Source organism: Dysgonomonas sp. 521, assembly GCF_010501055.1.
In the GTDB taxonomy this organism is placed as follows: domain Bacteria; phylum Bacteroidota; class Bacteroidia; order Bacteroidales; family Dysgonomonadaceae; genus Dysgonomonas.
Map to the genome: position 1 here is coordinate 1 of NZ_QVMO01000074.1, position 13288 is coordinate 13288.

15 protein-coding genes are annotated in these 13288 nt (G+C 39.8%); 9 read left to right on the forward strand and 6 right to left on the reverse strand.

Annotated features, from left to right (window positions below; genetic code table 11):
- Positions 1-97 precede the first annotated feature (97 nt).
- Positions 98-970, reverse strand: a complete 873-nt coding sequence (locus D0T84_RS17235) for a DMT family transporter (protein WP_163309104.1) — start codon at positions 968-970, stop codon at positions 98-100.
- Between the two features lie 300 nt (positions 971-1270).
- Here D0T84_RS17235 and D0T84_RS17240 point away from each other — a divergent pair, with 300 nt between their 5' ends.
- The 8 genes from D0T84_RS17240 to deoC all read left to right on the forward strand — a co-directional run bounded on the left by D0T84_RS17240 (position 1271) and on the right by deoC (position 9733).
- Positions 1271-2014, forward strand: coding sequence for a copper homeostasis protein CutC (locus D0T84_RS17240; protein ID WP_163309105.1), 744 nt, complete (start codon positions 1271-1273; stop codon positions 2012-2014).
- 278 nt (positions 2015-2292) lie between these two features.
- Positions 2293-4167: a tRNA uridine-5-carboxymethylaminomethyl(34) synthesis enzyme MnmG gene (mnmG, locus tag D0T84_RS17245; RefSeq protein ID WP_163309106.1), complete on the forward strand. Its 1875-nt coding sequence runs from the start codon at positions 2293-2295 to the stop codon at positions 4165-4167.
- Between the two features lie 76 nt (positions 4168-4243).
- Positions 4244-4795 (forward strand): adenine phosphoribosyltransferase, encoded by a 552-nt coding sequence (locus tag D0T84_RS17250; RefSeq protein WP_163309107.1) that lies wholly within the window; start codon positions 4244-4246, stop codon positions 4793-4795.
- 205 nt (positions 4796-5000) lie between these two features.
- A complete protein-coding gene (gene uvrC, locus D0T84_RS17255; RefSeq protein WP_163309132.1) occupies positions 5001-6809 on the forward strand; it encodes an excinuclease ABC subunit UvrC in 1809 nt (602 codons plus the stop codon).
- A gap of 167 nt (positions 6810-6976) precedes the next feature.
- Positions 6977-7948, forward strand: a complete 972-nt coding sequence (locus D0T84_RS17260) for a hypothetical protein (RefSeq protein ID WP_163309108.1) — start codon at positions 6977-6979, stop codon at positions 7946-7948.
- A gap of 86 nt (positions 7949-8034) precedes the next feature.
- Complete coding sequence (dtd, locus tag D0T84_RS17265) at positions 8035-8487, forward strand: D-aminoacyl-tRNA deacylase (RefSeq protein ID WP_163309109.1); 453 nt, start codon at positions 8035-8037, stop codon at positions 8485-8487.
- A gap of 56 nt (positions 8488-8543) precedes the next feature.
- Positions 8544-8870 (forward strand): nucleotide pyrophosphohydrolase, encoded by a 327-nt coding sequence (locus D0T84_RS17270; RefSeq protein WP_163309110.1) that lies wholly within the window; start codon positions 8544-8546, stop codon positions 8868-8870.
- 2 nt (positions 8871-8872) lie between these two features.
- Positions 8873-9733: a deoxyribose-phosphate aldolase gene (gene deoC / locus D0T84_RS17275; protein WP_163309111.1), complete on the forward strand. Its 861-nt coding sequence runs from the start codon at positions 8873-8875 to the stop codon at positions 9731-9733.
- Here the strand turns inward: deoC and D0T84_RS23055 are convergent.
- Positions 9730-9864 (reverse strand): hypothetical protein, encoded by a 135-nt coding sequence (locus D0T84_RS23055; RefSeq protein ID WP_255495444.1) that lies wholly within the window; start codon positions 9862-9864, stop codon positions 9730-9732. The genes deoC and D0T84_RS23055 overlap by 4 nt on opposite strands.
- A 231-nt stretch (positions 9865-10095) precedes the next feature.
- Between D0T84_RS23055 and D0T84_RS17280 the strand changes: the two genes are divergently transcribed.
- The gene (locus tag D0T84_RS17280) at positions 10096-10374 is read left to right on the forward strand and encodes a hypothetical protein (RefSeq protein ID WP_163309112.1); all 279 of its coding nucleotides are present in this window, start codon (positions 10096-10098) and stop codon (positions 10372-10374) included.
- Between the two features lie 103 nt (positions 10375-10477).
- On the opposite strand, the gene D0T84_RS17285 is transcribed toward D0T84_RS17280, so the two are convergent.
- From D0T84_RS17285 to D0T84_RS17300, 4 genes are all read right to left on the reverse strand, one after another.
- Complete coding sequence (locus D0T84_RS17285) at positions 10478-11032, reverse strand: NAD(P)H-dependent oxidoreductase (RefSeq protein WP_163309113.1); 555 nt, start codon at positions 11030-11032, stop codon at positions 10478-10480.
- Between the two features lie 91 nt (positions 11033-11123).
- Positions 11124-11903, reverse strand: a complete 780-nt coding sequence (locus tag D0T84_RS17290; RefSeq protein WP_163309114.1) for a radical SAM protein — start codon at positions 11901-11903, stop codon at positions 11124-11126.
- A 123-nt stretch (positions 11904-12026) separates the two neighbouring features.
- Positions 12027-12287 carry a hypothetical protein gene (locus tag D0T84_RS17295; RefSeq protein WP_163309115.1) on the reverse strand — a complete coding sequence of 87 codons (261 nt, stop codon included), beginning with the start codon at positions 12285-12287 and terminating at the stop codon, positions 12027-12029.
- Positions 12274-12933 carry a hypothetical protein gene (locus tag D0T84_RS17300; protein ID WP_163309116.1) on the reverse strand — a complete coding sequence of 220 codons (660 nt, stop codon included), beginning with the start codon at positions 12931-12933 and terminating at the stop codon, positions 12274-12276. The genes D0T84_RS17295 and D0T84_RS17300 overlap by 14 nt, the downstream gene beginning before the upstream one ends.
- Positions 12934-13288 lie beyond the last annotated feature (355 nt).

Here is a 13288-nt window from a genome sequence, read left to right on the forward strand (position 1 = left end):
TATTATGTTATTATAATCAAACTCAAATATAATAATACTCGTGGGCTTATGCATATTTGCTATCGCCGTAATTCAAATACAAACATAGGAACTAAGCCTAACGTTTTTTCTGGCCGGTGATTATTACCAGCGTTACAGCACCGATAATCAAGGCCAGACCGAAAAAGCTGTTCCAACCGAATGGCTCTCCGAAATAGAATATACCTACCAGAGTAGCTACCACAGGTTCCATCGATCCAAGGATAGAAGTAATGGTAGACCCCGCGTATTTCACGGCAGAAACCAATGCAAGACCCGAGAGAACTGTCGCAAACAGCGCTAGGCCTATCAGATTAAACCACGAAGCCACATCGGGGACTATCTCTATACCTGTGGTAGAATAGGAGAATACAGAAAATATAAAAGCTCCGAAAAGCATCACGTAGAATGTAAAGACTTCTGGGTCAAGATTCTTTATGCTTCTTCTGTTTAAACTGACAATATAAGCAGAATATGTAAACACTGTGAACAATACAGCCAACAGCCCCTTGGTACTGATAAACCCGTTATCGCTCCAGCATAGAAGCGCTACACCGACCAGTGCTATAATTGCGGCAAACAACAGATTACGTGATAGTTTTTCCTTATAGAATATAATCATCATACAAGCGACTGCCACCGGGTACAAGAAATGTATTGTAGTAGATACCCCGCTCGAAATATAATTATAAGAATAAATAAGCCCCATAGAGGTCATGGTGTAAAGTAACCCCAGAAATAGTAATTGCACAGCCAGTTTAGGCGAAATCCTGAAATCCCTTTTCCTTATAAGGCATACTATACCCAGTAAAGCGGCAGCAAGCAGGCTTCTGTAAAACAATATGGAAGGAGCATGCATACCTACCCTCAACAGCGGAATAGAGAAAAACGCGATCAATCCGAATGTTCCGGAAGAAATCAATGCTAATATGATACCTTTAGTCCTATCCATTATTTGCAATTCAAAGTTTGCAAAGGTAGTATTTCATTCCCATTATCTGAAAATTTTATCATTATAAGCCATAAACCAAACACAATGAATTGACAATCAGCACAACCACATCAATCTGACCGTAAACTGCACTACGCTGCACATACGGTTAATAAAGTCTGCCCCCTGCGGGGCTTGATGGATATACGACAAAAAAGAACCCAATTCATACCAGAATCTGTTTAAGATTATAAATTATTCCCTATATTTGAAAATATAAAAGATAAAAATTCACCACATACAACTAATAATCAATCAATTATGCCTAAAATAGCAGCCGAAGTATGCGCTAATTCAGTACAATCAGCCATAGAAGCGCAAAAAGGAGGCGCTGCCAGAGTGGAGTTATGCGATAATCTTGAAGAAGGAGGCACCACCCCTTCCCTCTCACAAATTGAACTTACCCGGAAATATCTAAACATCCGGGTTAATATAATAATACGCCCCCGCGGAGGAGATTTTTTATATGATGACCTCGAATTTGAAATAATGAAAAAAGACATCCATCACTGCGGACAGGCAAAATGTGATGGAGTCGTATTCGGCATATTGAATGCGGACGGTTCGGTAGATAAACAAAGGAACAAAGAATTAGTAACTATCGCCCATCAATACGGGATGAGTACAACTTTCCACAGGGCATTCGACCGGGCTGTCAACTTATCCGAATCCCTTGAAGATATTATCGGGCTTGGCTTCGACCGCGTCCTTACTTCAGGAGGCATGAAGAATGCCCCCGATGGAAAAGAAATTTTAAGAAAATTAATCGGGCAAGCCGATGATCGCATCATCATTATGCCGGGTGGCGGAATTACCGAAAACAATATTGGCGACCTCGTCAGGGCAACAGGCCTAAAAGAATTTCACGGTTCTTTCAGAAGCAGGTATAGAGGTAAAATGGAATATATATCCGACACCTTCAACGATATAGACGAAGAATATTCCTTCCTTTTTTCCGACTCCGAAAAAATAAAATTAGCAATAGAAAATGCCAACAAAGCCTAATTGCTTTTCAACCACAGAGTCGCACAGAGTTTCACGGAGTACAATAATATTATTTGATTTACAAACAATTATATATGCAGTAATAAGATATAAGCAAATATACCTTTAATGATATTAATAAAAAAACGCCGCGAAACTCCTTTTACTCCGTGGTTTTATAAAAGTTGAAATGACTTCCATTATTGTTAATTAATATGTACTGCAAACGAGTATCAAAAAAGAGAATAAAAAAATACTAACTTTGCAGTACAAATTAATTATTCCCTATAATATATAAGATGAATTTTAAATATGATGTAATTGTCGTTGGGGCAGGTCATGCGGGGTGCGAAGCAGCCACCGCGGCAGCCAACATGGGCTCGAAAACCTTGCTCATAACAATGGACATGAATAAGATAGCGCAGATGAGTTGCAACCCTGCTGTCGGCGGAATCGCAAAAGGACAAATCGTGCGCGAGATTGATGCACTTGGCGGGCAGATGGGAATTGTCACAGATATGACGGCAATCCAGTTCCGCATGCTCAACAAATCCAAAGGCCCGGCTATGTGGAGCCCGAGAGCCCAAAGCGACAGAGCCAGATTTATTCTGAAATGGAGAGAAATCATAGAGAATACCGAGAACCTCTTTATCTGGCAAGACACTGTCACCTCTCTTATCATCGAGAATAAAACCGTGACCGGAGTACAAACAGCAATGGGTGTAAACTTCTCTGCCAAAGCAGTAGTGCTCACAAATGGAACCTTCCTGAACGGACTGATGCATATAGGAAAAACCCAACTTGGAGGAGGGCGGGTTTCCGAACCAGCTTCTTTTGGCATCACGGAACAACTGAAAGAATTCGGGTTTACGACAGACCGTATGAAGACCGGCACGCCGGCACGGATAGATGGCCGAAGCGTGGATTTCAGCCTGATGGAAGAGCAAAAAGGAGAAGATGATTTCCACAAGTTTTCATATCTCGACTTCAAGCCCCGCACCTTAAAACAGTTGAGTTGCTGGATAACATACACCAACGAAGATACTCATGGGGTTTTACGCGATGGATTGGACGATTCGCCACTGTATAACGGACAAATAAAAAGTATAGGGCCAAGATATTGCCCCAGCATAGAAACTAAGATCGTAACTTTTGCAGACAAAACATCCCACCAATTATTCCTCGAACCCGAAGGCGAGAATACACAGGAATACTATCTGAACGGATTCTCTTCCTCTCTCCCACTCCACACTCAGATTGAAGCTTTGCAAAGAATTCCTGCATTCCGGAATATACATATTTACAGGCCGGGCTATGCAATCGAATATGATTTTTTCGACCCTACGCAGTTGAATCATACGTTGGAAACGAAGCTAATCCACAATCTGTTTTTCGCGGGACAGATCAACGGCACCACCGGTTACGAGGAAGCCGGAGGCCAGGGACTCATAGCCGGAATAAATGCACACATCCGCACACATGGAGGAGATGAATTTATACTGAAAAGAGACGAGGCTTATATAGGTGTTTTGATAGACGACCTTGTCACCAAAGGCGTGGACGAACCATACAGAATGTTTACATCGAGAGCCGAATACAGGATATTACTCCGCCAAGATGACGCTGATATGCGCCTGACCAGAAAAGGATACAATATAGGATTAGCGAAACAAGACAGAATAGAATTGCTAAACCAGAAGAAAGAAGAGATAGAAAGAATCATAGATTTCGCATCAAACTACTCCTTAAAACCTGAATATATAAACGAAGGACTAGAAGCGCTAGGCACCACCCCATTAAAACAGGGCATGAAATTAAAAGATGTAATCACGCGTCCTCAAATTACAGCAAGCAGCATTGCAGAATATATCCCTGCATTTAAAGCCGAACTCGATAAAATCCCGAACAGAAAAGAAGAAATAATAGAAGCCACAGAAATCATTATCAAGTATGACGGCTACATAAAAAGGGAACAATTGATAGCAGACAAAATCACACGCCTTGAAAACATTCGGATAAAAGGAAAATTTGAGTACGAAAACATATCATCTCTCTCCACGGAAGCCAGGCAGAAATTATCGAAAATAGACCCCGAAACGATCGCACAAGCAAGCAGAATCCCCGGAGTTTCCCCAAACGATATTTCAATCCTGCTGGTACTTTTAGGAAGGTAAGAAAAATGTTCCACGTGAAACATGCAAGAAAAACATCGAGTGTTCCACGTGGAACACACAAAATATTAACGATAAAATGGACAAAAAAGAGAAAGAAGAAAAGCTAAACATGCTACACAAAACCGTCAGGAATATCCCCGACTTTCCTATTCCCGGCATTCAATTCAAAGATGTCACACCATTATTCAAAACCAAAGAGTCTCTGTCAACACTTACAGAAGTTCTTCTGGACGAGTATAAAGAAATGGGCATAACAAAAGTTGTAGGTATAGAATCGAGAGGTTTTATCATGGGGCCCATAATGGCTTTAGAACTGGGAGCTGGTTTTGTACCAATAAGAAAACCGGGCAAACTGCCAGCAGAGGTTTACGAAGAAGAGTATGAGAAAGAATATGGCATGGATAAAATACAAATACACAAAGACGCATTATCGAAAGATGATGTAGTACTTATTCATGACGACCTGCTTGCTACCGGTGGCACAATGCTCGCCGCATACAAACTGGTTAGTAAAATGGGGGTAAAGAAAATACTCGTAAACTTCATAATAGAGTTGGATGACTTAAACGGCAGAAAACTATTTCCGGATGAAGTTGAAATCAAATCTTTAATACATTATAGCGTATAACAGTAAATACAGGAAGGGAAGACAGCAAATCTTCCCTTTCTAATTAGAATAATCCGACCTACACAAAAGGCATATTAATATTAATTAGATTTAAAACAGGCAAATATTTTGCACCAAAGAAAACTAATTAATAATTTTATTGTAGGATAAAGCAAGAGATTAACCCTGCACAAAACAAATGGAAAGTAAAAGGACTAAAAGGGAAATGATTGACGAATATCTGAAAAATATTATTAGAAATATTCCGGATAAACCAGGCTGTTATCAATACTTCGATGATAAAGGCATCATTATATATGTAGGTAAGGCAAAAAATCTTAAAAAAAGAGTATCATCATATTTCACTAAAAAACACGAAGAAAGCCCGAAGACTAGAATCCTTGTCAGCAAGATAAGAGACATTAAATACATCATAGTAGACACAGAAGCCGATACGTTATTATTAGAAAACAATCTGATAAAAGAATTTCAGCCCCGGTATAACGTAATGCTCAAAGATGACAAATCTTATCCATCGATTGTTATACGGAACGAATATTATCCAAGAGTTGAACTCACAAGAAAAATAGCGAAAGATGGCTCACAATATTTTGGCCCCTATACAAATGTGCTTAGTGTTAAAACATTATTAGAACTTGTACATAAGCTCTACCCTATCCGCACATGCTCGTTGAACCTTACACCCGAAAAAATTGCGGAAGGAAAATATAAAGTGTGCCTTGAGTATCATATAAAAAGATGTCTCGGCCCATGTGTCGGATTACAGTCGAGTGACGACTACCTAAAAAATGTAAATGCCATACAGGAAATACTGAAAGGAAATACAAACCTTGTAAGTGATGGCATTTACGAAAGGATGATAGCACTCTCCGAGAATCAGGAATTTGAAGACGCGAATAAACTGAAGGAGAAATATCAGCTTATCGAGAACTTCAAAAATAAATCGACCGTAGTAAGCACTATAAAATATAACATAGATGTATACAGCTACGATGAAGATGAAAGTGCCGGATACATAAACTACCTGAGTGTACACAATGGGGCTATCATTCAAGCCTATACGTTCGAATACAGAAAACGGATAGAAGAAGCCAAAGAAGAACTGCTTGCACTCGGCATTATTGAAGTAAGGGAAAAATTCGGCTCGAAGGCGAAAGAGATCGTAGTCCCGTTCTATCCGGATTTAACACTCGACGGTGTAGAATTTAGCATACCACAGCGTGGCGATAAGAAAAAATTATTGCTTCTTTCAACACAAAACGTAAGGCAGTACAAAATAGACAAATTAAAAAAAGCGGAAAGCCTCAACCCGGAGCAAAGAAGCCTCCGCATATTGAAAGATATCCAAAAAGACTTAAGTCTCAAGGACTTGCCTACACACATAGAGTGTTTTGACAACTCAAATATACAAGGAACAAATCCGGTTTCGGCCTGTGTCGTTTTCAAAATGGGAAAACCTTCGAAAAAAGACTACCGGCACTTTAATGTAAAGACAGTAATAGGCCCTGACGACTTCTCCACTATGCGGGAAGTTGTATACCGCCGTTACCACAGATTGATAGAAGAAGACATCCCCCTACCCCAGCTTATAGTCATAGATGGAGGTAAAGGACAACTAAGCGCGGCATGTGAATCACTCAAGCAACTGGGTATTTACGGTAAAGTAGCCATCGTAGGTATTGCCAAAAGGCTGGAGGAAATTTATTATCCTGAAGATTCCATCCCGCTCTACCTGGACAAAAACAGTGATTCACTCAAAGTCTTACAACACCTTAGGGATGAAGCTCATAGATTTGGTATAACATTCCACAGGAATCAAAGAAGCAAAAGTCAGGTTAAATCGGAACTCGACAATATAAAAGGTATAGGGGACGAAACAAAACGCCTGCTGCTTAAAGAATTCAGAAGCGTGAAAAGGATAAAGTTAGCCTCCGATAAAGAAGTAGAAAAAATAGTAGGTAAACACAAGACCGCATTGATCAGGCAGTACTTTGCAGAAAAAGGGCAGCAATAACCTTATTTATTTAGAGCCTGTTCAAATTTTAGCGAAAATTTTTATTACAGGTTCAGGCCAATAGTTCATTTCGATAAGTAACTGCTGGGAAATCTCTCGTTCCAATTTTTAATTTTTGTATATTTGCTGTATAAGAAACACTTCACTGCTACGAATAAGGAACCTATATGAATTATGAAGCATTATACACAAATTTTCTGGAAGAAATAGTACACAAAATTCCACAGAAAACGAGGCTTGTAAATATTCTTGCCGACATATTATGTATAAGTAAAGAAGCCGTATACAGAAGACTAAGGGGAGAAATGCAATTTTCTTTTCAGGAAGCAATGATAATTTCCAGAGAACTACATATTCCACTGGATACGCTGGAAACAAATAACTCACATGCTTCTAAACCATTTAAACTGAACCTGATAGAATACATAAATCCCGCAGAATCAGATTTCGCCCTTATGGAAGAAATGACCGAAATCATGAAATCCTTCAAGAATATCGCAGAGCCGGAAGTAGGCGAAATAACAAATATATTACCTCAACCATTATATGTAAACTATGAGAATATATTCAGGTTTTATTTATTCAAATGGAATTATCAAACCAATAATTCGATCAAAGCCACCCCATATAAGGATATAATCGTTCTGGACAAGCTCAAAAAAACGCAGGGAGAATATGTAAAATGGGCCAAACGCATAAATACAGAGTATGTTTTCGACCCTCTCCTTTTCCAATATTTGGTTACAAATATCAAATACTTTTATTACGTTGGTCTTATCAGTCACGAAGACGCTCAACTTATTAAGCAAGACTTACTTAAGATACTGGATGACATAGATGCTATGTCGCGCACGGGTATAATAAAGGAGTCTGGGAAAAAAATCAATATATATATTTCCGATGTGAATGTAGATACCAATTACATCTATGTAGCTACACCAGATTATCACTTAACGATAATAAAAGTATTTCTGCTCAACGGGATAGCCTCAACAGATACTAAAACATTCGAAGAAGTAAAACGCTGGATGCAATCATTTAAACGCCAATCCAGACTAATCACAGTAAGCGGAGAAAAAGAAAGACGGAGCTTTTTGAAAGAACAGCACGATCTTATTGACAGTTTATCACAATTATAAAAGATAATAATCATATAATTGCAAATTAATCTCTAATTTTAAAGTCGCATATCTATAAGGTATGTGGCTTTTATTATTAAATCATTATGAGAATATTAATACAACGGGTTAGTAGAGCATCAGTAACAATAGAAAATAAGCTAAAATCGAAAATAAATAAAGGATTGCTTATATTACTAGGTATCGAAAATAGTGATAATCAGGAAGATATAGACTGGCTATGCAATAAAATCATAAATCTTCGTATCTTTGATGACAGTAATGGAGTAATGAATCTTTCAGCGGTTGACACCAATGCCGAGATGCTTGTAGTATCACAGTTTACCCTGCATGCATCAACCAAAAAGGGAAACCGTCCGTCTTACATCCATGCTGCAAAACCTGATATAGCTATTCCGTTATACAACCAGTTTTGCAAAACACTGGAAGATAAACTGGGGAAACCTGTTGAGACAGGTGAATTTGGTGCAGATATGCAGGTCGAACTCATCAATGACGGCCCGGTAACCATCTGGATAGACTCAAAAAATCAATCATAAGTTATGAGTCATAAAAGATTAAATTCATCACTTATAATTCATAATTACAAATTAGCATGACCATACAAGAAGCTCAGGCAGAAGTAGATAACTGGATAAAGACCATCGGTGTACGCTATTTCAGCGAACTCACCAACATGGCCATCCTGACAGAAGAAGTGGGTGAGCTGGCACGCATTATGGCACGTACTTATGGCGACCAGTCATTCAAAAAATCCGACCTGGATAAAAACCTCGGAGACGAAATGGCCGATGTCTTATGGGTACTCATTTGCCTGGCCAACCAGACAGGTGTTGACCTTACAGAAGCCTTCAGAAAGAACATCGAAAAGAAAACAAACCGGGATAAAAACAGACATATAAATAACGAAAAATTAAAATAACAATGGCAGAAACAGATAAATACAGGGATACCCTGAAGAAATACAAAACCGACCTGAAAGATGCTGATATAACCGGCAAAGTAAACGAAATCATCAGTAAGAAATTCGCTGCGAACAACAGTAAGGAAGTCTATAAAAGGATTTACTCCTGTATTGACCTAACCTCCTTAAATTCAACAGATACACGCGAAGGAATCTGGAAATTTACAGAGGGTGTCAACGATTTTGAAGGGTCGAGCGATATCTCCAATGTTGCCGCTATTTGCGTCTTTCCCAATTTTGTGGAAACAGTGAAAGAAGCCCTTACAGCCAATGTAAATATTGCCGCCGTATCGGGAGGATTCCCTTCGTCGCAGACATTCACAGAAGTAAAGATAGCAGAAACGGCGCTTGCCGTTGCCAGTGGTGCAGACGAGATAGATATCGTACTCAATCTTGGATATTTCTTTGACGAAAACTATGAAGAACTAGCCGAAGAGATCGAAGAAATCAAGCACGCCTGCCGCGATGCAAAGCTAAAAGTGATTCTGGAAACAGGTGCTTTAAAGAGTGCGAGCAACATCATGAAAGCCTCTGTATTAGCCCTTTATTCGGGAGCCGATTTCCTGAAAACATCCACAGGCAAAGGTTACGAAGGGGCATCGCTCGAAGCCGCTTATGTAATGTGTACCGCCATTAAGGAATATGAAGCGAAAAACGGACGTAGAGTAGGTTTTAAAGCTTCCGGCGGTATCTCTACCACCGAAGATGCGGTGAAATACTATACAATAGTAAAAGAAGTCTTAGGCGATGAATACCTGAACAGTGAATATTTTCGCATAGGAGCAAGCAGGCTGACGAATAATTTACTGGAAAGTATCTAAGTACATGACAAAATTTTATATCCTGCTGTAGGGGCATCCCCTTGTGGGTGCCCGTAAACGATGACAAGCGGGCAGGGACAAGCCACTGCCCCTACATCGTCTCCTAATCGTGTTTGAATAATTTTTGTCATGTACTAAGATTTATTGTTTATCAATTGCCTCCACTTTTAAGTGGAGGAATATAATTATTAATGGGTAAAGGCTTTAGCCAAAGCCCTTTTCGACTAAAGTCTTTCCTTAGATGCCTCTTATCCACGCCTTGAAAGGCGTGTCAATTAAATCAAAACTTAACAACAACCTTGCCATGCGGGACTTTGCCGAAGAAGGCTCCTGTGCTACGCTTGCATAAACATGCAATAGCCATGCTCTCTAAATGCCAGGTGCCGGGAAGCAGAATAGGAAAAAGTTTTGCCTTATCCGAAGGAGGCTTCAATACCATTGCTGTGGGGCAGGCTACCAGGGCAAGGGATCAGTGGGGTGAAAGTGCCACATTTTGGTCTACGAGTAAATCGAAATCCATTACGAGTGGAGCCGGAAATGCGGCTTGGATTCGGTTTTTAACAAATGTATCTACAACATTTGTGGAGCGGATGAGTACACCCCGCTACAACCAGTATTCTGTTCGTTGCAAGAAGGATTAAAAAATGCCAGAGTAAACGCATGAAAATTTGGGTATAATGTGTTTCTGGCTTTATAGGAGCGGGGTCTGCCCATATTAAGGCAGACCCCGCTCCTATAATATTTCTATTTCACAACTTCTCTTACCTTATCCAAAAACTCGCGGCGCATCTTGTCTGTTCCTTTCGATGTACCTTCGCAACTCAACCACACTGTACCACGGATGCCAACAGGATTGAGCATATCTGCGATAAAACCATTCTCGATGGTATGCTTGAAATGAGGACTAGGATGCTCTGATGTAGTGATTACAAACGATTTGTTTATCCTTAGTAAAGGGTTGAAACCTCCCTCATAATTGAAGGCGAAGTCCTTTAGCAGTACTTTATCAAAAAAGCCTTTCAGTATCCCCGGCATTGTATTCCACCAGTTGGGAAAGATAAATACCATCTCATCCGACCTGCGGATATATTCCTGATACTTTAAGATAAGCGGATCAAGTGCCTTTCCCTGATTATAAACGGAGAGTTCTTCTTCCGAAAATACAGGACTAAACTTATCCTTATGCAAATCAATCACCTGATAAGGCTTATTTTCCTCATCGTATCTATCTGTAATAGTATCCAGTATTGCTTTGTTGAAACTCCCATGCCACGGATGGGCAAAAACGATTGTGACCATAATTTTTATATTTCATGCTTTCAGAATATCAGGTTTCAAGATTCAGGTAAGATAATCCTGAGATTTTGAAACCTTAAACTTGAAATCTAACTTATCCTGCAATATTAACCTTTATCCCTAAATTTTCTACCCTCTCCCCTATCCTCTTTAAGTCCTCAACAGACACTTTTTCGAGGTTTTTTTCGGGAGTTTCCCTGTCAATGGTGTAAATCATCACCTCACGCGGATTTGTCTCTCTAACGGCTTCCAGCCACGCCGAAATCTCTTTCTCTGTTGTATTATCTACTACTTTACCATCATGGCTGCCTCTCAGAAACATGGTTTGCATGATAAAATTACCATCGAAACGTTTAAAAAGCTCTATTTGTTCCTCTATACTATATGATGGAGAATTGGGGCGGTCTATGAGCCGTACGGTCTCTATAATGGCAGAATCGAGTTTAAGAATATTGTTATCCACCTTCTTCAACGCGTTGAAAACCGACTCTTTTCCGGCATGCATAGCGTTAGACAATACACTTATCCTGGCAGCAGGATAATACATATCCCGTAGCAGGATGGTATCATCTATAATTGCGGCAAACTGAGGATGTAGTGTAGGCTCTCCATTCCCGGCAAAGGTGATGACATCAATAGGTGTATTTTCCTTTTGCAGTTGTATCAGTTTATCTTCCAGCGCCGCTTTTACATTTTCTCGTGCCGGAAGCTTCGTTTTCGTCCTGAAATTTTCATTATAACCGCATTCGCAATAAATGCAGTCGAATGAACACAGTTTGCCGTCATAGGGCAAAAGATTCATGCCTAATGACGAACCCAGACGACGGCTGTGTATAGGGCCGAAAACTATTTCGTGAAATAATATTGTTGACATATTTTTTCTATTTAATTGTCATTCTGAATGAAGAGAAGAATCTCATAAAGATGAATCAGCCCCTCACTGTGAAGTAACGAACAAAGTTACGGGCTTTCTCACAATTTGCCTCAACATATTGACTTAATTCTTCACAAACGATCTCCTGTGCTGCATGCTCAATATCAGGCATATCGTAATCTTCAATGCACCTCCAAAAGTAAAGCTATCACCCATAACCGAAGCAATAATGATAAAGCCTTCGTGTTCAAGCACATCGTCAGACAACACTTCTATTTCTATATCATTCTTTTTGGCAAAGCCATGTATTGCCTGTATGATTCCCTTTACTGTTCCATCCATCAGGAATATTGTCTTTATATCCGATTCATTATACTTCTCCATCAGGCTTGATCTCTGTGTATATCTTTCCCTGCCACCACATTGGCTCCTCCGGACGATCAGTGTCTGTAAAGCTAAAATCAAACTCAGCTTTCAGTATTCGCTTTCTCCACATCTGTTCATCTATTTTTATCGACCCGCTTTTCACTTCGTAATAATGCAATACTCCGGGATTTGCAACACTGTTCAGCTCAATGCGGGGAGTACATCTGTCACCAATAATAGACAGCACAAGACTGGAGTGTGTGCCTGCATTGCACATCGTATAGCACCTTACGCTATCACCCGATTGGTAAGCTATGGCATAATCCGTACCCATCCATTCATAGCATTGTGCTTCACTAGCCATTGTATGATAGTAACGGGTCGTATCCAGAAACTGATAATAACGGCTTAATGAATCTTCAAAAATCCTGCCATCTTTATCTATCATCCTATACAAAGCATCATCGCACAAACCATCACAGACTAACTGCCCGAAACTATTCATAAAAACATTTTCGGGGTAACTCCATTCTTCTGCAAAGGAAAAGTCACCTTGAAGAACCTCAACAAACTGAACCTGAATACCTTCATTTTTTGTTCCACATGAAACGGAGAGAATGAAAATGAATAAGGTAATGTGCAAGTATGATAATTTATGATTCATGTCAATCAGTAGTTGAAAATATGATTAATATAATAGTTCAACTTCATTAGTCGTTTTACATACGCTTCGCTCCTGTGAACGTTGTTTGTCGTGACTCGGCATAACATGAATTTTTAATTCAGTTCTACTCTCGCTACTTCAAACGTTCTTTTTTATCTGCGCGCAATCGCAGATTGCTTACCTTACTTTTGGCCAAAGCTCCAAAAGTAAGCAAAAAAGCATTGCGCCCCGCTTCGCCGTACGACCCACCATCGGCTTGTCGGCTGAATGAAGTGATGAAAGATTCATCATTGCAATAATTGGCAGATGATGCTTAAAAGCGCCCGCACTTCATTCTACGCCGCCTGCACCGGGT